This is a genomic window from Methylobacterium sp. E-016 (genome assembly GCF_022829745.1).
Classification (GTDB): Bacteria; Pseudomonadota; Alphaproteobacteria; order Rhizobiales; family Beijerinckiaceae; genus Methylobacterium.
In genome coordinates this window covers 14,808-39,885 of record NZ_JAKSYF010000082.1, presented here as the reverse complement: position 1 = coordinate 39,885, position 25,078 = coordinate 14,808, and the positions used below count along the sequence as shown (strand labels likewise).

At 71.9% G+C, this 25,078-nt stretch carries 28 protein-coding genes; 17 read left to right on the top strand and 11 right to left on the bottom strand.

Annotated elements, in window-relative coordinates; genetic code table 11:
- The first annotated feature begins 4 nt into the window (after positions 1-4).
- Positions 5-994, top strand: a complete 990-nt coding sequence (locus MKK68_RS10380) for an SPFH domain-containing protein (protein ID WP_244030187.1) — start codon at positions 5-7, stop codon at positions 992-994.
- A gap of 10 nt (positions 995-1,004) precedes the next feature.
- The gene (locus MKK68_RS10375) at positions 1,005-1,898 is read left to right on the top strand and encodes a hypothetical protein (protein WP_244030185.1); all 894 of its coding nucleotides are present in this window, start codon (positions 1,005-1,007) and stop codon (positions 1,896-1,898) included.
- Positions 1,899-1,910: 12 nt separating this feature from the next.
- Here MKK68_RS10375 and MKK68_RS10370 read toward each other — a convergent pair whose 3' ends face one another.
- Positions 1,911-2,354 (bottom strand): PACE efflux transporter, encoded by a 444-nt coding sequence (locus MKK68_RS10370; protein WP_147842447.1) that lies wholly within the window; start codon positions 2,352-2,354, stop codon positions 1,911-1,913.
- Between the two features lie 89 nt (positions 2,355-2,443).
- On the opposite strand from MKK68_RS10370, the gene MKK68_RS10365 reads away from it, so the two are divergent.
- Positions 2,444-3,352, top strand: coding sequence for a LysR family transcriptional regulator (locus MKK68_RS10365; RefSeq protein WP_147842448.1), 909 nt, complete (start codon positions 2,444-2,446; stop codon positions 3,350-3,352).
- A 35-nt stretch (positions 3,353-3,387) separates the two neighbouring features.
- Here the strand turns inward: MKK68_RS10365 and MKK68_RS10360 are convergent, their stop codons facing one another.
- Entirely contained in the window at positions 3,388-4,032 is a 645-nt protein-coding gene (locus MKK68_RS10360) for a hypothetical protein (RefSeq protein ID WP_244030183.1), read from the bottom strand.
- Between the two features lie 45 nt (positions 4,033-4,077).
- Positions 4,078-4,662, bottom strand: a complete 585-nt coding sequence (locus MKK68_RS10355) for a hypothetical protein (RefSeq protein WP_147859099.1) — start codon at positions 4,660-4,662, stop codon at positions 4,078-4,080.
- Between the two features lie 148 nt (positions 4,663-4,810).
- On the opposite strand from MKK68_RS10355, the gene MKK68_RS10350 reads away from it, so the two are divergent.
- Positions 4,811-5,794 (top strand): hypothetical protein, encoded by a 984-nt coding sequence (locus MKK68_RS10350; RefSeq protein WP_244030210.1) that lies wholly within the window; start codon positions 4,811-4,813, stop codon positions 5,792-5,794.
- 21 nt (positions 5,795-5,815) lie between these two features.
- On the opposite strand, the gene MKK68_RS10345 is transcribed toward MKK68_RS10350, so the two are convergent.
- Both MKK68_RS10345 and MKK68_RS10340 read right to left on the bottom strand, forming a co-directional pair.
- Positions 5,816-7,009, bottom strand: a complete 1,194-nt coding sequence (locus MKK68_RS10345) for a glycosyltransferase family 4 protein (protein WP_244030180.1) — start codon at positions 7,007-7,009, stop codon at positions 5,816-5,818.
- Positions 7,009-8,049 (bottom strand): glycosyltransferase family 4 protein, encoded by a 1,041-nt coding sequence (locus tag MKK68_RS10340; protein ID WP_313899223.1) that lies wholly within the window; start codon positions 8,047-8,049, stop codon positions 7,009-7,011. The genes MKK68_RS10345 and MKK68_RS10340 overlap by 1 nt, the downstream gene beginning before the upstream one ends.
- Before the next feature lie 60 nt (positions 8,050-8,109).
- Here MKK68_RS10340 and MKK68_RS10335 point away from each other — a divergent pair, with 60 nt between their 5' ends.
- From MKK68_RS10335 to MKK68_RS10300, 8 genes are all read left to right on the top strand, one after another.
- The gene (locus tag MKK68_RS10335; protein ID WP_244030176.1) at positions 8,110-10,164 is read left to right on the top strand and encodes an HAD-IIB family hydrolase; all 2,055 of its coding nucleotides are present in this window, start codon (positions 8,110-8,112) and stop codon (positions 10,162-10,164) included.
- Positions 10,154-11,041, top strand: a complete 888-nt coding sequence (locus MKK68_RS10330) for a glycosyltransferase family 2 protein (RefSeq protein WP_244030174.1) — start codon at positions 10,154-10,156, stop codon at positions 11,039-11,041. Before MKK68_RS10335 ends, MKK68_RS10330 begins: the two co-directional genes overlap by 11 nt.
- A 21-nt stretch (positions 11,042-11,062) precedes the next feature.
- Entirely contained in the window at positions 11,063-12,196 is a 1,134-nt protein-coding gene (locus tag MKK68_RS10325) for a glycosyltransferase (RefSeq protein WP_243933622.1), read from the top strand.
- Positions 12,197-12,243: 47 nt separating this feature from the next.
- Positions 12,244-13,161, top strand: a complete 918-nt coding sequence (locus MKK68_RS10320) for a galactosyltransferase-related protein (RefSeq protein ID WP_147859078.1) — start codon at positions 12,244-12,246, stop codon at positions 13,159-13,161.
- Positions 13,158-14,228, top strand: coding sequence for a glycosyltransferase (locus MKK68_RS10315; RefSeq protein ID WP_244030172.1), 1,071 nt, complete (start codon positions 13,158-13,160; stop codon positions 14,226-14,228). Before MKK68_RS10320 ends, MKK68_RS10315 begins: the two co-directional genes overlap by 4 nt.
- Before the next feature lie 173 nt (positions 14,229-14,401).
- The gene (locus MKK68_RS10310; RefSeq protein WP_244030170.1) at positions 14,402-14,743 is read left to right on the top strand and encodes a hypothetical protein; all 342 of its coding nucleotides are present in this window, start codon (positions 14,402-14,404) and stop codon (positions 14,741-14,743) included.
- Positions 14,744-14,961: 218 nt separating this feature from the next.
- The gene (locus MKK68_RS10305; protein WP_243945400.1) at positions 14,962-16,017 is read left to right on the top strand and encodes a serine endopeptidase; all 1,056 of its coding nucleotides are present in this window, start codon (positions 14,962-14,964) and stop codon (positions 16,015-16,017) included.
- 51 nt (positions 16,018-16,068) lie between these two features.
- Positions 16,069-16,359: a hypothetical protein gene (locus MKK68_RS10300; protein WP_244030168.1), complete on the top strand. Its 291-nt coding sequence runs from the start codon at positions 16,069-16,071 to the stop codon at positions 16,357-16,359.
- A gap of 55 nt (positions 16,360-16,414) precedes the next feature.
- On the opposite strand, the gene MKK68_RS10295 is transcribed toward MKK68_RS10300, so the two are convergent.
- Entirely contained in the window at positions 16,415-16,597 is a 183-nt protein-coding gene (locus MKK68_RS10295) for a DUF2934 domain-containing protein (RefSeq protein ID WP_243989279.1), read from the bottom strand.
- 4 nt (positions 16,598-16,601) lie between these two features.
- Positions 16,602-16,889: a hypothetical protein gene (locus MKK68_RS10290; protein WP_147727697.1), complete on the bottom strand. Its 288-nt coding sequence runs from the start codon at positions 16,887-16,889 to the stop codon at positions 16,602-16,604.
- Between the two features lie 507 nt (positions 16,890-17,396).
- Between MKK68_RS10290 and MKK68_RS10285 the strand changes: the two genes are divergently transcribed.
- Complete coding sequence (locus MKK68_RS10285; RefSeq protein WP_244030166.1) at positions 17,397-20,732, top strand: helicase-related protein; 3,336 nt, start codon at positions 17,397-17,399, stop codon at positions 20,730-20,732.
- Positions 20,733-20,878: 146 nt separating this feature from the next.
- Entirely contained in the window at positions 20,879-21,286 is a 408-nt protein-coding gene (locus MKK68_RS10280) for a DUF1236 domain-containing protein (RefSeq protein WP_147727699.1), read from the top strand.
- Between the two features lie 133 nt (positions 21,287-21,419).
- Here the strand turns inward: MKK68_RS10280 and MKK68_RS10275 are convergent, their stop codons facing one another.
- The 3 genes from MKK68_RS10275 to MKK68_RS10265 form a co-directional block, all read right to left on the bottom strand.
- A complete protein-coding gene (locus MKK68_RS10275) occupies positions 21,420-21,794 on the bottom strand; it encodes a response regulator (protein WP_244030164.1) in 375 nt (124 codons plus the stop codon).
- A 565-nt stretch (positions 21,795-22,359) separates the two neighbouring features.
- Positions 22,360-22,716, bottom strand: a complete 357-nt coding sequence (locus MKK68_RS10270; RefSeq protein WP_244030162.1) for a hypothetical protein — start codon at positions 22,714-22,716, stop codon at positions 22,360-22,362.
- A gap of 56 nt (positions 22,717-22,772) precedes the next feature.
- Complete coding sequence (locus tag MKK68_RS10265) at positions 22,773-23,063, bottom strand: hypothetical protein (protein WP_147727702.1); 291 nt, start codon at positions 23,061-23,063, stop codon at positions 22,773-22,775.
- Between the two features lie 244 nt (positions 23,064-23,307).
- On the opposite strand from MKK68_RS10265, the gene wrbA reads away from it, so the two are divergent.
- From wrbA to MKK68_RS10250, 3 genes are all read left to right on the top strand, one after another.
- Positions 23,308-23,955, top strand: a complete 648-nt coding sequence (wrbA, locus tag MKK68_RS10260; protein ID WP_244030160.1) for an NAD(P)H:quinone oxidoreductase — start codon at positions 23,308-23,310, stop codon at positions 23,953-23,955.
- Positions 23,956-24,039: 84 nt separating this feature from the next.
- On the top strand, positions 24,040-24,234 hold the full coding sequence (locus MKK68_RS10255) for a hypothetical protein (RefSeq protein ID WP_147726124.1): 195 nt from the start codon (positions 24,040-24,042) through the stop codon (positions 24,232-24,234).
- Positions 24,235-24,312: 78 nt separating this feature from the next.
- Positions 24,313-24,495: a hypothetical protein gene (locus MKK68_RS10250; RefSeq protein WP_147726123.1), complete on the top strand. Its 183-nt coding sequence runs from the start codon at positions 24,313-24,315 to the stop codon at positions 24,493-24,495.
- Positions 24,496-24,564: 69 nt separating this feature from the next.
- Here the strand turns inward: MKK68_RS10250 and MKK68_RS10245 are convergent, their stop codons facing one another.
- A complete protein-coding gene (locus MKK68_RS10245) occupies positions 24,565-25,008 on the bottom strand; it encodes a DMT family transporter (RefSeq protein WP_147726122.1) in 444 nt (147 codons plus the stop codon).
- Positions 25,009-25,078 lie beyond the last annotated feature (70 nt).

Sequence of the window (25,078 nt, the reverse complement as noted above, 5' to 3'; positions counted from 1 at the left end):
TCCCATGGCTACGATCCGCAACATCGGTCCGGTCGCGCAGCTGAAGAGCGAGGCGAGCAGCCACGTCATCCGCTACCGCAACGGCCGCATCCGGCAGAGCGGGCGCGGCCTCGTCTTCTGGTTCCGGCCGGAGACCGCGAGCATCAGCGAGGTGCCGATGGACGACCGCGAGATGACGCTGTTCGTGCGCGGCCGCAGCCGGGACTTCCAGACCATCGTGGTGCAGGGGACGATCGGCTGGCGCGTGGTCGACCCGGAACTGCTGGCGAGCCGGGTCGACTTCTCACTCGGGCTGCGCACCGGCAGGCCTCAGGGCGAGCCGATCGAGCGCATCGAGGCGCGTCTCGGCGGCATCGCCGGCCAAGCGGTCCTGCAGGCGATCGGCGGGAACCCAGTCGGCGCCCTCCTCGATGCCGGCCCCGAGCCCCTGCGCGTCGCCCTCCAATCGGTCCTGGAGGCGGCGCCGGCCCTGGCGGAGATCGGCATCGCGGTGGTCTCGGTGCGGCTCACCAACCTGGCGCCGTCGAGCGAGCTGGAGCGCGCGCTTCAGACGCCGACCTTCGAATCCCTTCAGCAGAAGGCGGACGCGGCGACCTTCGCGCGGCGCGCCCTCGCGGTGGAGAAGGAGCGGGCCATCGCGGAGAACGAGCTCGAGACGCGGACGGAACTGGCCCGGCGCGAGGCGCTGCTCATCGCGCGGGAGGCTGAGAACGCCCGCGACCGTGCCGCCGGCCTCGCCGAGGCGCAGGGGCTGGAAGCGGCGGCGGAAGCCGAGCGCATCCGCCTCGTGGAAGGCGCCCGGGCGGAGGCAGAGCAGCGCCGCGCCGCGATCTATCGCGATCTCCCGCCGGCCGTGCTGCTCGGGCTGGCCGCGCGCGAACTCGCGGGCAAGCTCGAGACGATCGAGCACGTCAACGTGACGCCCGACCTGCTGGCCGCCGCCTTGGGCGAGTTCCGAAAGCTGGTGCCGCCGCTCGCGGCCGCCTCGCGCTAGGCGTCGTGCCATGCCGGTGATCACCCCGCGGGCGGTGTTCGTTATCCGCGACACCGATTACGAGGCCCTGCTCGCCCGCCACGCCACCCGCGGGCAGGCCCGCTTCTTCCTGGAGAGCCGCGGCCAGAGCCTGGCCGAGGTCGAGGCGCGCCACCTCAGGTTCCACACCGTGCTAGGGCAGGCGCGGGCGGCGGTGCCAGGGGACTGGCGGCAGGCTCTGACCCGGCGCGTCGACCTCGATCGCTTCCTGTTCGCCCCCGAGGACGTCGTCGTGACGGTGGGCCAGGACGGGCTCGTCGCCAACGTGGCGAAGTACCTGCGCGATCAGCCGGTGATCGGCGTCAACCCGGACCCGGATCTCTACGACGGCGCCTTGGCGCGGATCGCGGTCGGGCGCCTGCCCGCGCTGCTCCCGGCGAGCGTCGCCGGGGCGGCCCCAGTGGAGCGCCGCACCATGGTTCAGGGCGTGCTCGACACCGGCGAGCGGCTGCTGGCGCTCAACGAGATCTTCGTCGGCCATCGCAGCCATCAATCGGCGCGCTACCGGATCGAGGCGGCGGGCATGGCCGAGGACCAATCGTCGAGCGGTCTCATCGTCGTCTCGGGGACCGGCCTGACCGGCTGGGCCCGCTCGATTGGGGAGGCGACGCACCTCACGGTCGGTATCGGGACCGAGGAGGCGGCGGTCGGCTACTGGGTGCGCGAGCCGTTCCCGAGCGTCGCCACCGGCACCGCCGTGCGGGCGGGCAAGCTGACAGGCACGGCGCTGGCGGTGACCTCGCGGATGAACGAGGGCGGCGTGGTCTTCGCCGACGGGATCGAGCAGGATTTCATCGCCTTCGACTGGGGCCGGCGGGTCGAGCTCGGCCCGGCCGACCGCGCCCTGACCCTCGTGGTCGCGTAGCGTCGCCGCGGCTCAAGCCGAGGGCTCCGCCGCGGCGTCGGCCCAGCTCTGCAGCGGAAACGTCCGGTCGTAGGCCAGATTGAACAGGAAGGCGTAGGCCACGTAGAAGCCCGCGATCGCAAGATCCATCACAAGGGCCTCGACGAGGCCGATGCCGAGATACCAGGCGATCGGCGGCAGCAGGATCACGAGCAGCCCGGCCTCGAACAGCACGGCGTGCGCCACCCGCAGGGGGAGGCTCTTGCGCGTATGCCCGACCAGCCGCTGCATCGCGCGGTCGAAGCCGAGGTTGTAGGCGTAGTTCCACGCCATCGCGACCAGCGCGCTTCCGACGCCGATCACGCCCATGTCGGCGGCGTGCAGCCCGAACAGCAGGGTCCCGAGCGGGATGATGAGCGCGAGCCCGATCACCTCGAACAGGATGGCATGGCGGATGCGGTCGCGGGTGGTTCGCATGGTCTGGCCCGAAAAAACCTCGTTGGTCGACCGCGTTCTATCTGCGATATCCGGCCCGGCAAGTTGGTACGTATCTCGGAAGCCGATGGATGGCGGTCTCGCTCGATCAGCTTCAGGCCTTCGTGGCGGCGGCCGAGGCCGGGTCCTTCTCCGGCGCCGCCCGCGTGCTGCGGAAGGCGCAGTCGGCGGTCAGCACGCAGGTGGCGAACCTCGAAACGGATCTCGGCCTCGCCTTGTTCAGCCGGGCGGGCCGGAACCCGGTGCTCACGCCGGCGGGGGAACGGCTGTTGCTGGAGGCGCGGGTGGTGCTCGACCGGCGGGAGCACCTGATCGGAGTCGCGAGCAGCCTCGAGCAGGGGGTGGAGAACCGGCTCGTGGTCGCCATCGACGAGCTCTATCCCGAGCACGCGCTCGGCGCGCTCTTCGCCGACTTCGCCCGGCACTTCCCATCGGTGGAACTGGAGCTGCTCTTCCCGCTGATGGAGGACGTCAGCCGCATGGTGCAGTCCGGCGCCGCCGACCTCGGAGTGATGTGGCGCCAGGAGGTCTTGCCGACGGAGCTCGGCTTCCAGACCATCGGCTGGGTGCCGCTCAAGCTCGTCTGCGGGCGCGATCACCCGCTGGCGAAGGCGCGGGTCGCTTGGGAGGAGCTGAAGCGCCACCGCCAGATCCTCGTCGCCGCGCGCGGCGACGGGCCGGAGAAGCGCCGCCTTCGCGTGGCCGCCGAGGTCTGGTGGGTCGAGAGCCACTGGGTGATCCTGGAGATGGTCAAGCACGGGATCGGCTGGGCCTTCGTCACCGACCACGTCATCGCCGCCTCGCAGACCGCGCCGGACCTCGTCACGCCGGACCTGCAGTTCGACAAGGGCGACTGGCCGATCGCCCTCGAGCTGGTCTGGCACAAGCAGCGGCCTTGCGGCCCCGCCGCGGCCTGGCTGCGCGAGCGCTTCGCCGCGGAGCGCGTCGGCAGCCTCGCAGGCGACGACCGGCCGCGCTGAGGCCGGCCGCGTTGAGGTAAGGGCGCGCGGCGCGGTCAGGACCCGGCCCACGCCGCCCGCACCGGCCCGGTTGCGGTATCGGGCTTGGCATCGCCGATGAAGATCACCACCGGGCCGTGCTCGGCCCGCCGCGGATCGTAGAAGTCGAGGAGGTCGGGGTAACGGTGCTGGATGAAGTCCGGGCGCAGGCCCGCGCGGCGCAGCAGGTGGTCGATCACGACCTGATCGCCGTGCACCCCGTTGGGGACCCGGCCGCACGAACCGGCCCGCATCCAGCGTTCGGGCTCGGCCGCGAACGCGGCGTGGAGAAAATCCAGCTCGCCCCCGTCCCAGCGCAGCAGGGCGCTGGAGAGCCGCCCCTCGTGGAAGTAATCCTCCATCGCGGCGAGCCCTGGCTCGGCCAGCGCATCGCATGGCCCGGTGAGGACCGTGTCGAGGTCGCACAGCAGCGTCGGTCCCCGCGTCAGGCCGGGGCGGAACGCCTCCATCTTCGCCCACCAGGCCGGCCAATCGTGCCGTAGCGGAACCCGCTCGACGCCGGCGACGGCGAGCGGAAGGTCCGTGAGGCAGAGGATCCGCTCGAACGCCGGGGCGTGGCGGCGCACGCCGCGGGCGAGGCGCTCGACCCAGGTCGCGTCGTAGCGGCCGCCGCCCTTCAGGACGGTGACGAGGGTGGTCATGCGCGGAACTCGATCACGTTGCGGGGACGGTCCCGGTAGGGCCGGTCATCCGGACGGGTGAAGGCGGAGCTGGCCGGACGCCTCGGCTTCGGCGAACCAAGCACGCTCGGCCGCCCAGGGATGACCGGGCCAGCCGGCGAAGCCGAAGCCGTAGGCGTCGACCGGCCCGGACCACGAGGGCCGGCCGAGCAGGAGCGCCAGGGTCACGAGGAAGCCGGTGCTCGGGTTCGGCCGTCCCATGGTGCCGGCGCCGAGGCGCAGGCCACCCTCGCGGTGCAGGTCTTCCGGCAGGACGTGAACCGGCTTGCCGAGCGGAGCCAGCAGCGCCAGCGCCTCACGGGTCCAGCACACCTGCTCGGGTCGGTTGTGCTCCGCCGGAAGCATCGGGAACGGCAGGATGAAGGCCTCGGCCGCGCGAACCACCGGGCGGTCGAGGAAGCCCGGATCGGCCAGCCATTCCCGCATCTGGCCGCCGCGATTGACCAGGGCGAGGTGGGTGACACGCGAGCCGGTGCGTCCGCGAAAGCCCGCCGCGTTGTTGAAGCGCACCACCGAGGGCGCCGCGTCGATCGCGGCGGCGGCCTCGATCCCCGGCGCGTTGCCGACGATGGCGAGCCGGGAACCCGAGATCCGGAGCGCACCGGTCCGGGGCGCATCGGGGGCGCGTGAGGGATCGACCGGTGCGTTCACATGCGGCTGGGGTTCGAGGAGCAGCGGAGGTATGGCGTCGGCCCCACGCGGCAAGGTGCGGCGGCGGAGCGGGAGGGTTGGACCGATGATGCGCCGATGCTTCGTCTGCGCCGCAGACATGCTGCAGCCGACCGAACGGCATCTCACGTATCCGGGCGGTCGTCGCCGTGATTTCCCGCTCACCTGCGCCTCCTGCGGGCTCCTGCTGACGGCGGATGCCGATCCCGACCGCTGCCGTGCCGATCTCGCGGAACGCCTCGCCGCACCGGCCTTCGTTCCGGACCCGGACGGCGCCTACGGGCTCGACCTCTACACCCTACGCAGCGCCGCGACCGGAGCCGGTCTCGGAATTCGCGCGTGCGACGGGGATGGCCGTGCGGATCTGCGCCGGCCGCACAGCATCCGCGCCGCGCAGGCGGACCTCTACGCCCTCGACGTGGGGGAAACGATGCCGGTCTCCCTCGGCCTGCTCTGTCGCCATGCGGATCTCGAGCGCGTCCTGGCCGGCGTCGAGCCCCACGCAGCCTGGACCGACGACGTGGTCGTCCTGCTCGATGCGTCGGCCGGTCCGCCGCGCGCCATGGCCGCCGCCGGCTTCGCGCACGGTGCAGTGCGCGTGGCCGCGCGGCCGTTGGACGGCGATTTCGGCGCACAGCGCAACGCCCTCCAGGACCTCGCCCGCCATCCCTGGATGCTGCAGCTCGACGCCGACGAAACCCTCGCCGCCGCCGCGGGCCGCCGCCTCCCGGCGCTTGCGGGCCTGGCCGAGGCCGGCGATGTTCTCTCGGTCGGGCTGCCGCGCCGGAACCGCGTCGACGGCGTCCTCTCCGACGTCTACCCGGACGTCCAGTACCGGCTGAACCGCAGGAGCGTGCGCTATGGCGGCCGCGTGCACGAGCGGCCGGTGCTCGACGGCGGCTGGCCACGCAGCGTCATCGCGCTGCACGGGGCGATCGAGCATCATCTCGGCCGCGCGCACGTCCTGGCGCGCTCGCGGCGCTACGAGAGCCTCGCCCCCGGACGCGGGCGCCCGGAGGAAGAGGCGGCGCTGCTGCGGCCGTTTCGCGACTGAGCGCCCGGTTCGGGGCTCGGCTTAGCGCGCCGCCCGAGCGCGGCTCGCCGCGATGGCGCGCGCGTACAGATCGAGGGTCTCGCGGCCGAGGGCCGCCCGGTTGAAGCGTCCGGCCGCCGCGAGCGCACGAGTTCGGTAGGCCAGGCGAAGGCCCGGGTCGGCGAGCAGCGGGCGGAGGGCGTCGGCGAGCGCCGGGCCGGTCGCGTCCCGTGCCAAGGGCCCCGCGCCGGGGTCGCCGACGAAGGCGCGGGCGCTGGCATCCAGCGCGCAGGCCACCACCGGGCGTCCATAGGCCAGGGCCTCCTGGTAGACGAGGCCGAAGCTCTCGTAGCGGGAAGGTGCGAGCACCGCATGGGCGGCGGCGTAGGCTTCGGCGAGCTCGTCGGCGGGAACCCGCCCGCGCGCGCGGATGCGGGCCCGCGCCCCACCGGGCAGATCGCCCGGGAGGTCCGACGGCGGCATGCCGACGAGATCGAGCACGAAGGGCGGAACCGATCCGAACGCGGCCTCGTCGGCGAGGATCGCGATCGCTCCGAGCAGGGCGTCGAAGCCCTTTCGCGCCTCCGCCCGTCCCACGAAGAGCAGGCGCACCGGCTCGGAATGGTCCGGATAGGCCGCGCCCCGCGCGGCCGCCGTGATCTCCGGCGGCAGGCTGAGGCCGATCACCGCTTCCGGCTGCCGGCCGGACAGAGCGTAGGCCCGGGCGATCACCGCCCCGTGCTCGGCCGTGTTGGCGATCAAGCCGGCGCTGCCGCGCGCCTGGGCACGCTCCAGCGCGTCGGCGGTGCGGCCGTCGAACCCGTCGCGCAGCGAGGCGGGGGCGTCGCGCGTAAAGGCCGCCGGCGTCGAGCTTCGCGTCACCAGCGGCAGGTCCCGGCGCTGGGCCAGCAGCACGGCGGGGGCGTACCAGTTCGTCGCCTCCGCCACGTCGAACGGTGCGTGCGCGTGGACCGCGCGCACCGCGCGGCGGAAGGCGAGGGGGGCCGCGAGGTGGCCGGCCGAGCCCCAGCGGCGAAGGCGCGCCAGCGCGCCGCCCGGCGGCAGGGCGATCCCGACAACGGTCACGCCGCCCATGCGCTCGCGGCCGGTGCGGTCGAGGGCGAAGACCGTCACGTCGGCGCCGGCCATGGCGAGGCTCTCCGCGATCTCGCGCGCCGCGGTCGAGAGGCCGCTCGGGGCCGGCGGGTAGTCCCAGGCGAGGTAGGCGACCCGCATCAGGCGGCGAGCAGGCGGCGATACAGGGCGAGGTAGTCGGCCGCCATGCGCTCGGCGGTGAAGCGCGCCTCGAAGCGCGCGCGGACCTGGGCCCGGTCGATCTGCTCGATCCGCCCGAGCGCGGCGAGCGCCTCCGCTTCGGAAGACACGATGAAGCCCGTCACGCCGTCCTCGACGATCTCCGGCACGGAGCCGCGGTTCCAGGCCACCACCGGCGTGCCGCAGGCCATCGCCTCGATCATCACGAGGCCGAAGGGCTCCGGCCAGTCGATCGGGAACAGCAGCGCCCGCGCGCCGCCCAGCAGTTCCCCCTTCCGGCGATCGTCGACGGGTCCGAGATAGGTCGCGTCGTCACCCAGCAACGGGCGGACCCTGTGCTCGAAGTAGTCCGGGTTGCCGACGTCGACCGTGCCGCCGAGCCGGATCGGGACGCCGGCGGCGCGCGCGACGCGGATCGCGGTGTCCGGCCGCTTCTGGTCGGTCATCCGGCCGACGAAGGCGACGTGCGCGCCGGGCTGCGTCTGCAGGGCGTAGCGGTCCCGCGCGATGCCGTGATGCACGATCCCCGCCCGGTTCGCGGCCGGGATGCCGGCCTCCTGCGCCGCCGAGATCGCCGCGACCGGCAAGTCGGGGAAGCCCGCGAAGAACAATGCCCGGTCGAGCTCGTCCACGCGCCAGTGCACCGTCGTGAGGCTGTGGCGCCGTCGCGCGCCGAGAAGCGCCGCATGCGCGAACTCGCCATGGCAATGCACGATGTCGAACCGGTCGAGCCGCAGCCGCAACGCCTCGAGCTGCAGGGCGTCCAGCGCCGCCGGGACGCCGGGCGCGACGCGTCCATGCCGGCGTTCGAGGGCCGAAAGACTCGGGTGATCGCCCACGTGCGGCAAGTCTGTCGCACTGTCGGAGGGGGCGAACAGTGTTACCTCCACCCCCAAGCCACTGAGCGCCGTGCCGAGGTCGTGGATGACCCGCTCCGTGCCGCCGTGATGCTCAGGGGGAACGGGGAAGATGTTCGGGGCGACTTGGGCGACGCGGATCACGATGGGTACCTCACCTGCAGCGTTCTCTCGTCCCGGCACGCCCGAGACGCCGGCGGCCTGATGTTCGTCCTGCATGTCGCCTTGCAGGGCTGCCTTCGCGGCGGCAGCGTCGCGTTCGGGCTGACCGCCGACACCGGCGGCCACATCCGCTATCTGCTCGACCTCGTCGCGGCCTCGTCTCAGGATGCCGGCATCGAGCGGATCGTGATGGCGACGCGGCTGTTCGACGGCATCCATGGCCCGGACTACGCCGTGCCCGAAGAGCGGATCTCCGACAAGGTCGAGCTCGTGCGGCTCGCGAGCGCGTCGCCGGCCTACCGGTCGAAGGAGGAGATGCACGCGGAGGTCGCGAGCTTCGCCCGGAACCTCACGGGCTGGATCGGCCGGCAGGCGCGGGCGCCCGACCTGATCCACGCCCACTACGCCGAAGCGGCCTCGGTCGCGCGGCTGGTCGAGGACGCGCTCGGGATCCCCTTCGTGTTCACCGCCCACTCGCTCGGACGGGTCAAGGCGTCGATCCTCGGCGCAGGCGCCGAGAACGGCCCCGATCTCGCGCCTCGCATCGCCGCCGAGGAAGGGGCCCTGGCCCGCGCCAGCCTGATCATCGCCTCGTCCCGCGACGAGGCGGAAGTGCAGTATGCCGGCTACGCGGCCTACGATCCCGGCCGCATCCGTGTCCTGCCGCCGGGCAGCGATCTGGCGCGATTTACCGCGGCCGAGCCCCTTCCTCGGGTCGACGCCACCATCGACCGTTTCCTGCACGATCCGAGCAAGCCTGCGCTGCTGGCCCTCGCCCGGCCGGTGGCGCGCAAGAACCTCGCGGCGCTGTTGCGGGCCTATGGGGAGAGCCCGGAGCTTCAGGCCCGCGCCAACCTCGTCCTGATGGCTGGCATGCGCGAGGATATCGATGCGCTCGACGGCGACATGCCCGCGACCCTGCGCGAGATCCTGGTGCTGATCGACCGCTACGATCTCTACGGCCGCGTCGCCTATCCGAAGACCCACGACCCGGAGGACGTGCCGGCGATCTACGCCTATGCTCGCACCCGCGGCGGCGTGTTCGTGAACCCCGCCCTTAACGAGCCGTTCGGGTTGACGCTCCTCGAAGCCTCCGCCGCCGGCCTGCCGCTGGTGGCGACGGACAGCGGCGGCCCCAACGACATCGTCGAGACCTGCGGCAACGGCCTCCTCGTCGACCCGCGCGCGCCGGATGCGATCGCCGCCGCGTGCCTGCGGATCCTCGACGAGCCCGATCTGTATGCGGCCTGCGTCGCGGGCGGCGCCCGCGCGGCCGCCGCCTACGACTGGGACCAGCACGCCGCCCGCTACCACGATCTGCTGCGGGCGCTGCTGGCGCCCGAGCCGCCGCTGGCCGTGCCGCGTCAGCTGCTGGTCTGCGACATCGACAACACCCTTGTTGGCTGCGCGGCGTCGCTCGGCATCTTTCGGCGCTGGCGCAGCCGCCAGGCGGGACTGGCCTTCGGCGTCGCCACCGGCCGTTCCTTCCACTCCGCGATGGCGATCCTCGAGCAGCAGGCCAGCCCGCGCCCGCAGGTGATGATCACCTCGGTCGGCTCGGAGATCTACCATCTCGATCCCAACGGCGTGACCTACACGGCGGACCTGGCCTGGCGCGCGGTCGTCTCGACCGGGTGGGACCGCTCCGGCGTCCGCGCGGCGCTCGCCGATCTCGACGGGCTCGTGCCGCAAGGCCCGCTGGAGCAGCGCGGGCACAAGCTCAGCTATTTCGGGGACGCGACGACGGCACGGGCGGTGCGCGCCCGTCTCGTGCAGGCGGGGCACCGCGCCAGCGTGATCCACAGCCACGGACGCTACCTCGACGTGCTGCCCGCAGCGGCCTCGAAAGGAACGGCGGTCGCCCACGTCCGGGCGCTCTACGGCCTGCCGGAGCGGGCCGTGTTCGTCGCCGGCGATTCCGGGAACGACGTCGAGATGCTGCGCGCCCAGGCGCAGGCGATCATCGTGGCCAACTACTCCGACGATCTGGCGAGCCATGCCGCGCTGAAGCATTCCTACGTCGCCCGCACCTCGCACGCCCGCGGCATCATCGAGGGCGTCGGCCATTTCCGCCGGATGCTGGCCGATGCCGGTTGAGCCTTCGCATGTGCCCTCCGCGAGCGTGCTGACGCTGGTCCGCGGCCGGGCCGACCGTCTGCGCAACCTCATGCATGGGTTGGCGCGCCAGTCCGCGTCCCCGCGGGAGCTGGTGATCGCCTGGATGCAGCCGGAACCCGCGCCGGACCTGCCCGACCCGGGCTGTCCCGTCCGTCACCTCCACGTGGCGGGCGAGCCGATGCCGCTCGCCGCCGCCCGCAACCGCGCGGCCGAGGCCGCCCTCGGCGAGCTGCTGATCTTCCTCGACGTCGACTGCATCCCGTCTCCCGGCCTCGTCGCGGCCTATCGCCGAGCGGCGGCGCAGGCCGAGGGCCTGTTCCTCGGCGAGGTGCTGTATCTGCCGCCCGGGTCCGAGGCGGGGAATGCCGCCGACGATGCGGCGCTCGCGCGGGCCGGGCAGAGGCATCCGGCGCGGCCGGCGGTGCCGCCAACGGGCCTGCGCCCGGAGCCGGATCCCGGCCAGCTCTGGGGCCTGTCCTTCGCTCTGCCGGCCCGCGCCTGGCACGCCGTCGGGGGCATGGACGAGGCTTACGCCGGCTATGGCGGGGAGGAGACCGACCTCGCTGTCCGCCTCGCGGCCGGCGGGTTGCCGACCTTTTGGGTGGCGGGGGCTTGCGCCTACCACCAGCACCACCCGGTCCACGTGCCGCCGCTGCAGCACTTCGAGGCGATCCTCGCCAACGCCGCCCGCTTCCACAGAAGGCACGGACGCTGGTGCATGACCTACTGGCTCGACCAGTTCCGGGCCGCCGGGCTGATCGCCTGGGACGCGGACGCCCCGGCGATCCGGCTCGTCCGCCGGCCGCGCGCCGACGAGGTCGCCGCCGCCCTGCGGCCCGACGCCCTGTTCTCCTGACGGTTTGCGAACACTCCAGCCATGAAGAAGCCCATCGCGTTCTTCGTCCATCATCAGGGACGGGGCCATGCCAACCGCACCATGGCGATCGCCGCCGAATTCGCCCGCGACCGGCCCGTCTCCGTGCTCACGGCCGGCCCCCAGCTGTTCGACGGCTTCTCCCGCGACATCGAGATCGTGCCGCTGCCGAACATGATCGGCGCGTCCGTGCCGACGCCGCGGCTTTACGCGGAGCCGACGCCGCAGGTGATGCACTGCGTGCCCCTCGGCCTCGCCGAGATGCGACGGACCATGCGGCGGATCCTCGACCACCTCGACGAGCGCGAGGTCGGCCTCTTCGTGGTCGACGTCTCGGCGGAGATCGCGCTGCTCGCGCGCATCGCCAGCGTGCCGGCGGTGCAGATCCGCATGCACGGCGACCGCTCCGACATCGGCCATGTCGGCGCCTACGAGGCCTGCGTCGGGATGCTCGCCCCCTTCGACGAGCGGATGGAGCAGGACGACTATCCGGCGTACCTGCGGGCCAAGACCTTCTACAGCGGCGGCCTCTGCACCAGCGTCGACGGCGTGCCCGGTCGCGCCGAGGCGCGCGCACGGCTCGGCCTCGATCCGGCGCGCGAGATCGTCGTGGCCGTGACGGGCGGCGGGGGCAGCGGCACGCCCTACGCGCCGCTGACGGTGGCCGCGCGCGCCGCCCCCGAGACCCTGTGGCTCACCCTCGGGCCGACCCATCGCGAGGGCCACGAGACCGACTTCTCCAACCTGCGCGAGCTCGGCTGGGTGCCCTCGGTGACCGACTACCTCGCCGCCGCGGACATCGTGCTGGCCTCGGCCGGCGACAACACGGTCCACGAGGTCGCCCGCGTGGGCGGCCGCCTGATCGTGATGCCGGAATGGCGCTACTTCGGGGAGCAGACGCGCAAGGCCGAAGCCCTGGTCCGTTTGGGCGCCGCGGTCCAGGCCCCGGTCTGGCCCGGCGATCTGCAGGGCTGGCGCGATCTCCTCGCCCGGGCCCGCACCCTCGATCCCGCCCCGCTGGGCAGCCTCTACGCGCCGGACGCCGCCGCCCGCGCCGCCGGCTGGCTCGAAGGGCTCGCCGACGAACTCTGGAGCGGCGCGGCCGAGCGACCGGCGCTCGCCGTCGTCGCTCGCTGACCGCCCGCTCAATCCCGCGCTCGATCGTCCAGGAGCCAGACCGCCCGATGTCCACCGTTTCCGTCGTGACCCTCGCCAAGGGGCGGCCCGCGCACCTGCGCAACGTGCTCCTCGGCCTCGAGCGCCAGACGCAGGCCCCCGTCGAGTTCATCGTCGCGGTGATGCAGGACGCCCCCTACGACCTCCCCGAGGTGGCCTTCCCGGTCCGTCAGATCCTGGTCCCCGGCACCGAGCTGCCGCTCGCGGCCGCGCGCAATCGCGGCGTCGCGGCCGCGAGCGGCGACGCCGTCGTCTTCCTCGACGTCGACTGCATCCCGGCCCCCGACCTCGTGGCCGACTACGCGCGCGGGCTCGCCGAGCTCGACGGCCTGCTGATGGGCGAGGTCCTGCACCTGCCCGAGAAGGCCACGGCGGGCGCCTGGACCTGCGAGGCCTTCGCCGCGGTCGCCGAGCGCCACTCGGACCGTCGCGGCCCCCCGGCTTCCGGCATCGAGATCTGCCGCGACTACCGCTGCTTCTGGTCGCTGAACTTCGCCATCCGGCGCGCCACCTTCCTCGCCACCGGCGGCTTCGACGAGCGCTACGTCGGCTACGGCGGCGAGGACACCGATTTCGGCAAGATCCTCGATCAGGCCGGCATTCCCATCGCCTGGATGAAGGGCGGGCTGGCCTACCACCAGTACCACCCGCACCACATGCCGCCGGTCCACCACCTCGCCAGCGTGGTGCGCAATGCCGAGCTGTTCGAGGCCAAGTGGGGCTACCGCACCATGGGGCACTGGCTCTACGCGTTCAAGGTGATGGGGCTGATCGACGACGCCCCCGATCGGCCGATCCGCATCCTGCGCCACCCCGAGGCCGGCGATCTCGCGCTCACCGGCCAGCAGAGCCACCAGCCCTACAGCAACGCGGCGTCCGTCATCCGCTTCCTCGAAGCCCAGGCCGCCCCGGCGGCGACTGCGTGAGGATCGCGCTCCTCGCCCATCTCCGGCATCCGGTGGCGCGCCCCTTCGCGGGCGGGATGGAAGCCCAGAGCTGGGCCCTCGCCGACGGGTTGATGGCACGCGGGCACGAAGTGGTGCTGTTCGCCGCCGGCGACAGCGATCCGCGCTTCGCCGTCGATCCCGTGATCCCGGTGCATCATGAGCGCAGCTTTCCCGGCCTGGAGCATCGCGGCGACGCCGGCCTCGTCGCCCATGTCGACGCCGGATACGCCGCCGCTTGCGACCGGATCGCGGCCGGCGGGTTCGATGTGCTCCACAACAACAGCCTGAGCCGGCTGCCCCTGGAACGCCGGCGCATCGCGGTGGTGCCGACCGTGACGTCGCTCCATGTCCCGCCCTACGACGCGCTGCGCTGGTTCGTGGACGAAAGCCTCGGGCCCGGTCATCGGATCACCGTCACGTCGGAGGCGCAGCGCACGCTGTGGTGGCCGGACGCGGTGCCGGCGGGCGTGTCCGTCCTCCACAACGGCGTCGATCCTGGCGCCTGGCCGTATCGTGAGCGCGGCGACGGGACCGCCGTCTGGTCCGGGCGCATCGCGCCGATCAAGGGCACGCATCTCGCGGTCGCGGCGGCACGGCGTGCCGGCATGCCGCTGACCGTGTTCGGCCCGATCGAGGACCGGGCGTACTGGGAGGCGGAGGTCGCGCCCCAGATCGGCGGTTCGATCCGATACGGCGGCCACCTCTCCGGCGCCGCGCTGGCGCGCGAGATCGGCCGCGCCTCGGTCTTCCTGTTCACGCCCTGCTGGGACGAACCCTTCGGCCTCGTGGCGGTGGAGGCCATGGCCTGCGGCGTGCCGGTCGCGGGCTTCGCCATGGGCGCGGCCGGGGAGGTCGTCGGCGAGGCCGGCCGCCTCGCGCCCGTGAACGACGTGGCGGTGCTCGCCCGCGCGATCGGCGAGGCACGCGCCATTCCCCGCACCGTCCCGCATGGACGGGTCTCGCGACTGTTCACCCGCGATCTCTGGCTGGAACGCTGCGAAGCCGTGTACGCGCTGGCGCGGACGGAGCATGCCGCCCGGAACTGACCTCGTCCACTGCCATCCGGCTCCGATGCTCACGCGACCGTGAACACAGCATCGCCTCAATCCCAAGCCCAAGAGACTTCGATGGTCCTGCGCGGGCGGCCACCGATCGACCGGATCGTGCCGGCGCGGTCGTCTGTTCGGCGGCGACCTGGATTGAATCTCAGGCGGTGGTGATGCTGCTCATCTGGTCCGGCTGGGGCATTTTGGTCCTGCCCGTGGTTTTCGGCACCGCCCTTCTCGTCGGCGCCTCGGGCGGGCTGGCGCTGCGCGCACTCGGCCATCCGGAGCTGACGTTCCTCGCCGTCAGCCTCGGCCTGCTCGCCGCCGCGGCAGCCAACTGGTTCGTCGGCCGAAACCTCAACGGCACGTCGCCCCGCGAACTCCTCGATCCGGCCACCAACCAGCGCGTGCTGCTGCACAGGGTCCACAAGCTGTTCTGGATCCGGATGGAATACTGGTCCGTCCTCGTGGCGCTCGCCGCCCTTGTGCCGCTCCTGGCCCTGCGCAACCTGTGAGCCGGCCGACGAGGCGCGTTGCCGGCGGACCGGACGCCGTTCGGCGCGTCGCGGCTCGGCTTGCCGTCGTGATGGGAACGCCGGCGGCGGCCGAGATGCCGGTCGCCTCCGTCGGGATCGACGGCTTCGACGCGTTCCTCGGGGCCTGCGCGCGGGGTACGGCGAGCTCCGGGGTGCCGGAATGCCCAAAGCTTCTCCAGAGATAAGGACCGATCTGAGTGGCCAACGGCACCCGCGTATCCGAGCGTTGGTTCAACGCCGCCCTGTGGCTCGTCGCCCTGCTGTTTGCGGGCTTCCTGATCGGTCTGGGCTCGCTCGTGGTCGGCGACCTGCCGCAGGTCGAGCACCGCTACACCGTGGATCAGTTCCTCGACCCGGAGCCGGCGCGCGCCTCGGCCGCCGCCCTCAAGCAGATCCGGCGCGAGCAGGACGACGCACGGCGGCAGGCGGAGGCGGCGCAACTGGCCCTCGACGCCGCCCGCTCGGCGACCGAGTCGGCGCGCGAGACCTTCGCGAACTGGCTGAAGACCCGCAACGCCACCCAGCGCGTCGACCAGGATCCGGGTCTCGTCGCCCGCACCGAGGGGCTGGATCAGCTCAAGGCGGCCGAGCGCGCCGTCGAGGAGCGGCTCGAAGGCCTGAACCGCACGGCCTTCGAGCTCGGCGAGCGGGAGGCGGCGCTCTCGGCCGCCGACGGCGCCCTGCAGGCCGAGGCGCAGGCCCGGCTCGATTCGGCCGAGCGCGGTCAGGAACTCCGCGTGTTCGGCTATCGGCTCGCCCTCACGCTGCCTCTCCTGATCCTCGCCGGTTGGCTTCTGTTGAAGCGCCGGCGCACGCGCAACTGGCCGTTCGTCTGGGGATTCGCCTTCGCCGCGGCCTTCGCGTTCTTCGTCGAGCTGGTGCCCTACCTGCCGAGCTACGGCGGCTACGTGCAGTACGGCGTCGGCGCGGTCCTGACGCTCGTGGGCGGCCGCGCCGCGATCAACGCGCTGCACGCCTACCGCGAGCGGCAAGCCCTGGTGGAAGCGCGGCCGGATGCCGAGCGCCGCACCGAGATCGCCACCGACGAAGCGCTCGCGCGCCTCGCCCGGAAAGTCTGTCCCGGCTGCGAGCGCGGGATCGCCCTCGACGATCCCGCCACGAACTTCTGCCCGCATTGCGGGCTCGGGGTGTTCGAGCGCTGCTCGGCCTGTTCCCAGCGCAAGAGCACGTTCGAGCGGTTCTGCCGCGGATGCGGCGAGCGCCGGATGGTCACCGCGGCCGTGACCGGGTAGCTGACGCGCAGAGAACGCCGCATGTCGACCGCTTCACACACAGGGTACCCGATGAGTCGCCCGCGCCGCGTCGGTCTGCCTTGGTACGGCCCGGAGCACTACGACGCGCTCCGTCACGGCCTCGTCGACGGCGGCAAGCTGCCGGCGTCGTACGAGGCGTGGCGCATCTCCGCCGAGCAGGTCGAGCGTGAGGTGCAGCGCAGCGGCGTCGACGTCGTTCGCGTGCCGATCGAACCGGGCGCGTTCACCGACTGGTGCGTGTGCACGGGGTCGGCGAGCGACGGCGCGGCACGCGCCCGGTACGCGGCCGAGCGCCTCGAAGAAATCGCCGCAGGGGGCTAGCGGGCCGTCCCTCGGGACGATCTGGTCGGTCCGGGGGCCTTGGGCCGCCGGAGCCTCACGTATGATGCGGATCGGTGTTCCGGTTTTCGCCTCGGTTCTTCCGTTCCGCCTTCAATTCCCGCTCGGCCAGAACCCAGAATCGCATCTCCTGGCCTTCGGGGCGGTGATTGCGGTCCCAGAGGTCGTAGGCCCGCTGCCGGATCTGCTCGATCGGGATCGGTGCGTCGTCGTCGTCCATGCGTTCACTGATCTTCGTTGGGCCTGATCTGCATCCCTGCGCGATCGGAGGATCGCGCCGCGGCGTCTCGGACTTGCGGTGGCGCCGGGTCCGGCTCGAACCGAGCGATGAAGCGTAGCTGATCCCATAGATCGATACCGTGACCATCCACCAGGGCCTGCACCTGCGCCTTGGCGTCGTCGTCGCCCGCCGCGGCGATCACGGCCTGCAGGACCATCCGGCCGTCCGCGCCGAACATCATCGCCCGGTAACACGGCACGCCCTCCGGTTCTGCCGACGGCGGCCCGCTCATCGGCCGGGCCCCGATCCCGTGATCGATGGGCGCGCCCGGGCGATCGGGGCGCGTCCACCGTCGATGCGCCGACCCGCGCCATCCGCACGAACGTCGTTGTCGGGACCCGCCATGGGATTTGCCGCGCTGGAAACGGCGGGAGCACGAGCGTCTCGCAGGCGCTGACGGCCGGGATTCTGGTCAGCGATGGTCTAGAACTGCACCTTCGGAGGGGATTCGCACTAACATAGGATAGCTTGTGGATCGGTGCGGTGCGTTCCCCAAGAGCGGTGCCGATCTTCTGGCGGCATCTCCTCTCCGTGCCCACGTCGAGGCCGAGATGCCCTAACGCTGCGGCTAGTTCGACGCCCTGCCGCGCGACCGTGCCACCGTGGCGCGGGCTCGACGGCGGGCGGTGCGAGCGGCGGCACGCCGCACGCTTGAGCTGTGAATAGCCGCCTTTCGGATGGGACCGGTCCGGACCGAACCGCGTTGCCGGAGTCCCAAGGGTTGCGGACGGAGTGCGGAATGGCCGAGCGTCGACGGAAGGTGGCAGAGCCGGCACCTGCGCAGCTGAACGACGCCCCCCTCGTTCCGATTGGGGCGCTCGCGGTTTCGCTCCTGGACATTGCTGCGCAGGTCGGATCGAGCCGGTCGAACGCGTCGAAGCCGGTCGTGCACGTCGCGCGCGACGCGCGTCGTCTCGACGACCTCGCCCGCGTCCTGCGCGCGCTCGCTCCGAACGCCGAGATCCTCGTCTACCCCGAATGGGACTGCCTGCCGTTCGACCACGCGTCGCCGTCCCGGGCGACGATGGGAGCGCGCGCCGCGGTGCTCCGCCGGCTGAGCGGTAAGGGAGCGCCGCCGGACTTCGTCATGACCACGGGGCCGGCGCTCGCCCAGCGCGTCCCGCCACTAGCGACCTGGGACGACGCGCACGTGCCCCTCGCGATCGGCGACCGGATCGATTCGGAGCGGATCACCGCCGCCATGGTCCGTCTCGGCTACGTCGTGGACGAGCGCGTCGACGAGCCGGGCGAGGTCGCCGTGCGCGGCCGCACCATCGAGGTGTTCCCGGCCTACGCGGCCAGGCCGTCCCGCATCGAGCACGCGGACGGCCGCGTCACGGCGATCCGGGTCTACGATCCGATCACCCAGCGATCGGTCGGAGATGTCGACCGCCTCGTGATCGATCCGGCCACCGAAATCGTCCTCGCCGCGGGTTCGGAAGAGCGGCTGCGCCCCTTCACCGGCCAGGAGCACGCCCTCGCCCGATTCTACCCACGCCTGGTGACGCCCCTCGACTATCTTCCCGATGCCGGCCTCGTGGTCGAGGAGGGAGCGTCCGCGCGGATGGCCGCCTTCTTCGAACAGATCGACGAGGCGCGCGCGATGAAGCGCGCCGGGCGGAACGGCCGGAGCGACGCGGGGCGCGGAGACGACCTGTATCTGTCGCTCTCGGACTGGACGAAGGCGGTCGAGGCGCGGACGCTCTCCGCGGCGACCCGGGACGCGGCCAAGGACATCGCCCTGCCGAGCCTGGCGGGGGCCACGCGTCCGACGGCTGCCTTCGCCAAGGTTCTCCGCGCGGAGTTGAAGGCCGGGCGGCGGATCGTCCTGGCCGGCCCGACGCTTCCGCTGCGCCGGCTCGTGCGCGAAGCATCCGCGGTGGCCGACCGCGCGGTTCGCCTGATCGACGGTTGGGCGGAGGTGGCCTCGGCCAAACCGGGGGAGGTCCTCGCCCTGCAGGCGCCCCTCGGGGCGGGTTTCCACGCCGACGGCGCCACCGTGATCGCGGCGGCCGACCTCTACGGCCCGGACGCCGCGCCGGTCGGTCCCGCAGGCCACGTCCTGCCGCTGTGCGAGGTCGATCTGCGCCCCGGCGACGTCGCGGTCGACCGCGACCGCGGCCTGTGCGTCTTCGAGGGCTTGGAGCAGGTCGCTGCGGTCGGCGACAGGCCGGCGACGGAAGCCCTGCGCCTGCGGTTCGCCGACGACGCCGTCCTGATGGTGCCCGTCGCCCAGGCCGACCGGATCTGGCGCTACGGCTCCGAGCCGAGCGCCGTCACCCTGGACAAGCTCGACGGTGGCACGTGGGCCCGCCGCCGCCTGGAGGCCGAGGCGACGATGGCGCGGACCGCCCGCCACATGCTGGAGACGGCCCGCGAACGTCGCGAGGCGGGCGTCCCGGCGATCCGGCCTCCGGCTCGGGAGATGGAGCGCTTCGCGGCCGGTTTCGGCTTTCCGCCGACGCACGACCAGGCCGCGGCCTTCGAGGCCGTGTCGACGGATCTCGCTTCCGGAGTGCCGATGGACCGGCTCGTCTGCGGCGACGTCGGCTTCGGCAAGACCGAGGTGGCCCTGCGCGCGCTGGCGGCAGCGGTGTTCGCCGGGCGGCAGGCGGTGCTCATCGCGCCGACCACGGTGCTCGCGCGCCAGCACGCCGAGACGCTGCGCCGACGCTTCGGCCGCTTCGGCATCGCGGTGGCGCAACTCTCCCGCCTGGTATCCCCGGCCGAGGCCAGGCGCGTGAAGGCGGGCCTCGCCGACGGCACGGTGCGGCTGGCCGTCGGCACCCACGCCCTGGCCGGGCGCGGCGTCGCCTTCGCCGATCTCGGCCTCACGGTGATCGACGAGGAACAGCGCTTCGGCGTAAAGACCAAGGCGGACCTGCGTCGTCTCGCAGGCGGCGGCCACGTGCTGACGCTCACCGCGACGCCGATCCCGCGCACGCTGCAATCCGCCCTCGTCGGCCTTCAGAGCCTCAGCATCCTGGCGACGCCGCCGGCGCTGCGTCAGCCGGTCCGCACGATCGTCGCCGCGTTCAATCCCGATACCCTGCAGGACGCGCTCGTTCGCGAGCACCGGCGCGGCGGGCAGAGCTTCGTGGTCTGTCCTCGCGTCGAGGATATTGGGCCGATGGCCGAGCGCCTGCGCGCCCTCGTTCCCGACCTCGAGGTCGTCGTCGCGCATGGCGGCCTGAAACCGTCGGAGATGGACGAGGCGATGGTGCGCTTCGCCGACGGCGACGGGGACGTGCTCCTCGCCACCGCGATCATCGAGAGCGGGCTCGACGTGCCGCGCGCCAACACGATGCTGGTCTGGGAGGCGGCCAAGTTCGGGCTGGCGCAGCTCCACCAGCTGCGCGGCCGGGTCGGGCGCGGCCAGCGCCGCGGCGTCGTCCACCTGCTCTTTGATCCCGATGCCCCCCCGAGCCCGGCCGCCGAGCAGCGCATGCGGGCGCTGGAGGCGATGGACCGTCTCGGCGCAGGCTTCGCGATCAGCGCCCGCGACCTCGACCTGCGCGGCGCGGGCGATCTCGTGGGCGAGGATCAGGCCGGCCACGCCAAGCTCGTCGGCCTCGGTCTCTACCGGCATCTTCTCGAGCTCGCACTCCGCCTCGCCAAGGGCGAGGAGGCCGAGGATTGGTGCCCCGAGATCGAGATCGGGCTTCCCGGCGGCATCCCGGGCGATTACGTGCCCGAGCCCGAGATCAGGCTCAGCCTCTACACCCGCCTGCTGCGCCTCCGGGACATCGAAGCGATCGAGGCGCTTTCGAGCGAGGTCGAGGATCGCTTCGGCGCTCCGCCGGAACCCGTCTCGGCGCTGTTCGCCCTCGGGCGCCTGCGTGCGGCCTGCCGTGCGCTAGGCGTCGCCCGGTTGAGCGGCGGCCCGCAGGGTATCGCAGCCGACCTCAGGCCCGGCATCAAGGCCGGGCCGATGCCGGCCGAGGACGACCTCGTCGTCCGCGAGGGACGCGTCGTCCTGCGCCGCTCCGTCACCGAGCCGACGGAACGCGCCGCCCTGGCCATGGACCTCCTCGACCGGCTGCGGGCGGCCCAGGAGCGAAACGGCCAGCGTTGACATCGCCGGGCTGCATCGGATCGCGGGACGCCGACTTCGTCTCGCGGGTCGATGACGTTCGCCACCGGCTCCGGCGCGATCGGTGCTACCGTGCCGGCGTTCGCGGACTCTCGCCGTCGGAAGCCACTCCCCTAAGGATCGATTCGATGCGTCACCCCCTGGCCTCGGCCGCACTCCTCGTCCTCCTCGGCACGGCCGCGCAGGCGCAGGGTCTGCAACAGGGGGCACGAGAGGGCTCGCGGCGCGGCGAGGAGATGGCCGGCCCACTCGGAGCCGTCGTCGGCGGCGCGATCGGTGCGGCCGTCGGCACCGCCAACGGCATCCTCGGGATCGACCGCCGCGAACGCTTCCGGATCTACGCCCACGCCGAGCGACGGCCGTCGTTCGCTTATGGCGGCCCGGTTCGCGTCGGGACCGTGCTGCCGGAGGATGGCATCGTCTACTACGACGTTCCTCGCGAGTTCGAGCTCGTGGGCTTCAACTATACCATCGTCAACGACCATCCGGTGCTGGTTGAGCCGGGCACCCGTCGCATCGTCGAGGTGATCGATTGAAGAACCGCTCCGCGATCGGGGCGAATCCCGGGGATGGCGCGCCGCGACGGATCGCGTGATGCGACGATCGCGGGCGCTGTTCCCGCGCAGAATCAGATGAGAGCCATGCAGGCGGCCGAGCGGCCGGTCGATCTCAGGCCGCGTGGTGCAGCGCGTCGACGACCTGGGCTGCCTTGTAGGGTTTCGGCACGAACAGGCCGTGGTCCGGCACCTCCGTGTCGGCGAGCCGATGCCGCCCCGAGGTCAGGACGAGCCGGATGTCCGGCCAAGCCGCGGACACGCGTTCGGCCAGGGTGACGCCGCACATCGTCCCCGGCATGTCGACGTCGGTGAAGATCGCCGCGATATCCGAGCGCTCGTGCAGGATGAACCAGGCCTCGTCCGCTTGACGGGCCTCGATCACCGCGAAGCCGGCATCCTCCAGCATCTCGACCGCGTACATGCGCACGAGGTCGTCGTCCTCGACGACGAGAACGAAGGAGTGGTCGAGGTCGCGCTTCACCGGCATGGTTGTCCAACAGAAGTCGACGTCTTTGGTTGCCGGCTTCGCTCGCATTGGCCGCATGGTCGCGTGAAGGCAGACGCAGCTTCGCGAAGCATGGATATCGTCGCTGCACTTGGAATTCGAAGGCTGCTTTCGAGATCACCAATCGGAAAAGCTCAATCCCTGTAGTTCGTCGATCTCACCCGACAGGGAAAGGGCGATGCACCGGCTGCGATACCGATGACGGCCGATGTCCTGAAATTTCGCTCGCGGTCGACCGTGAGCGGTCGAGCAGGCGGCACGCGAAGCCCGCCGACCGACCCGAAGGCTGGTACCCGCCACCTGAGAGCGGCAACGGTCGGTGATGCGAGACACCGGCGGCTGCGTCGGGCGACCGGATCATGCCGTTTCGGCGGGTGCGCCAAATCTACAAAGGCTCCGGCATCACGTTCGTATGTTCCTGATCGCGAGGTCCTTGGCCGACCGAAAATCTTCCCCGACCAAGCGTACCCAGCACCGTCCGTCCTGCCGAGCCGATCGTCGGTCGAGACGGGCTCGGCACCAAGCGCGCCGACACAAATCCCGTCGGTCAGCGCAGCAACAGCAGTGCGCCGCCGATCACCACGGGGATGGCGACGATCGCGCTGTAGAACACCGGCATGACCCAGGATCGTTCGCCGTGCACGTCGGCCGCCGCCCGAACCTGCTCGGATGCCGCCTCGGTCTCGCGGGCCAGCTTGATCCGCTGCGGGGTCGGGGGCTTATCCCCGGCCTCGTCGCAGGTTCCGAGCGGTGCCGCCCCGACATCGCCGTGGCTCGCCTTGTCGCCCGTCCGGCCGCTGTCGATGTCGGCCTTCAGCTGCGCCGAGGTCGGATTCACGCTGTCCGGCGCCTCGCCGAAATCGAGGTTGCCCGGGGCGGGTGGCGTTTCGGAACGAAGGGTCATTGCGGGTTTTCCCAAGCTGGACGTCGGCACCGGGAACGCCCGGATCCGAGTGCGGTTCAGTTGGCGTTTCGCTTCGCGGGCTGCGGGTAGGCCGGATTTCCGGCCGGCACGGCGCCGGTGTTCGCGGACGACGTGCCGCCGTCCTTGCCGGTCGTCGATCCCGTGACCTCCGCCCGCGAGGCCGCCTGGCTCTGGCTGGCATAATCGGGCGGCGCACTGGCTCCCTGCCACACCATGAGGCCGACCAGGGCCGCGATCATCAGCCCGACGCTGGCCACCAGAACGTAGAGTGCGGGCTTGCCGCGCTTGCCCTGTCGACCGGACTGCCCGGAGAGTTGTTCTGCCACCGTGAAACCTCGCTCGTCCGATCTTGCCGGACATCGAGCAAGTAACTTGCGGCTCGCGCGATAGGTCCGCCCCTGTGGCGCTATCGACCGTCGATCCGGCACGACGGGCAAACCTCGCGCCGGGTCTCTGCAACATTCGCCGCGACGGTTCGGATCGACGTCATCGTGGCGCGGCCCTTTGGCAGCTCTCGGTTCCATGGATGTTTCCGGCCCTACTTCGAGTGATCTCGAAGAGGAAATCATCGTGTCCCAATCCGATCTCGATCCGGCCCGCGTGCTGATCGCCTTCTATTCCCGCTCCGGTTCGGTCGAAGCGCTGGCCCTGGCCGCAGCCGACGCGGCGCGTGCGGCCGGCGCCGAGGTGCGGCTGCGCCGGGCCCGCGAGGTCGTCGACGCCGATGCGATGGCGAAGGTCGACGGCTGGGCCGAGAACGCCGCGCGACAGAACGCGCTCTATCCGGAGCCGACCCATGAGGATGCGGAGTGGGCGGACGCGATCCTGTTCGGCACGCCGTGCTACTTCGGCGCGATGGCCACGGAGCTGAAGGCCTTTCTCGATCGGCTCGGCCCGCAATGGAAGCGCGGCGCGCTGTCGGGCAAGGTCGGTGGCGCCTTCGCCGTCGCCTCGTGGCCGCATGGCGGATCCGAGGTGGTGACGTTGTCGCTCTACGCGCCGATGGCCCATCTCGGCATGGTCATCCTCCCGCCGGGCTACACCGACGAGGCGATGCTCGAGGCCGGCTCCCCTTACGGCGCGTCGGCCATCGTCGGAGCCGAGAACGCCGATCCGCGGCCGGAGGATCTCGATGCCATCCGTCATCAGAGCCGCCGTACGGTGGCGATCGCCCAGGCCCTGATCGCCGCCGACGAGATGCCGTGCCGCCTAAAGTGATCCCCGGCACGGTGCCGCGAGGTTCTGCCGCACCGACGAAGCGTGTGGTGCGGCGTTGCCCGCGGCGAACGTGAAGGAGCTGGCATGGCTGACAAGGCAGACGTGACGACGTACATCCTGAAGCAGGCACTGGCGGCCAAGGTCGGCGACCACGTCGAGATCGCGGTTGAGGCTGAGGACGGGACGCGGTTCAAGATCCGCTCGACGTCCGAGCAGCTCGACGCGCTCGTGGGCGACCTCGACGGCATCCTCGATGCCGACGACGCCGACGCCGCCTAGCATCCCCGGAACGGCTTCACCCCCGAACGCTTCCCCAACGTTCCCCCAGAGAACGTCCCTCGAAGAACGAGCCCTGCCATGATCCACGCCGATACGCCGATGCCGGGAGAGGATCCCGGCGCCCTGATCGAAGATCCCGCCCGCCTCGACGAGGTCGTCCCGGCGACCGAGGAGGACATCGAGGCCGATCCGCAGCCCCAGCCCAACGTCCCGACGGAAGACGATCCCGAGGTCAAGGACACCGAGGTTCAGCCGACCTGAGACTCCTTGCGCAAACCGATCGAACGGATGCGCGCGGGTACGAGTTCGCGCGCATCCGTCGTTTCGCATCTAGAAGAGCGCGACGAGCCCGACGCCGAGGACCATCAGCACCCCGCCGAGGATGCGCCAAAGGCTCGCGGGATGGCGCTCGAACCCGACCCAGCCGAAATTGTCCAGGACGATCGAGGTGGTCACGCCCGCCGTCACCAGCAGGCCGAGGAACGGAGCCGCACCGATCTGACGCGCGACGACGAACTGCGCGAGGATGATGCATCCGCCGAGGATGCCGCCGAGCCACGCCCACCACGGCATCGCCGCGGCCTGCGCCACGGTCGGCCACGCGAGCTTGCCCGCGAGCAGGCCGACCACGAGGATGCAGGTGGCCGTGCCGGCGACGACGATCAGGCCCGCCGTCAACGATTCGTCCAAGCCCTTCGACAGCGCGCCGTTCTGCCCGGCCTGGACGGCGTTGGCGACGCCGGCGAGAAGCACGAAGCCGTAGAGATACCACATGGTCGCGATCTCGCATGATGAGATCTGTCGACATAGGGCGCCGAGCTCAGATGCGGATCGATGGGACCGG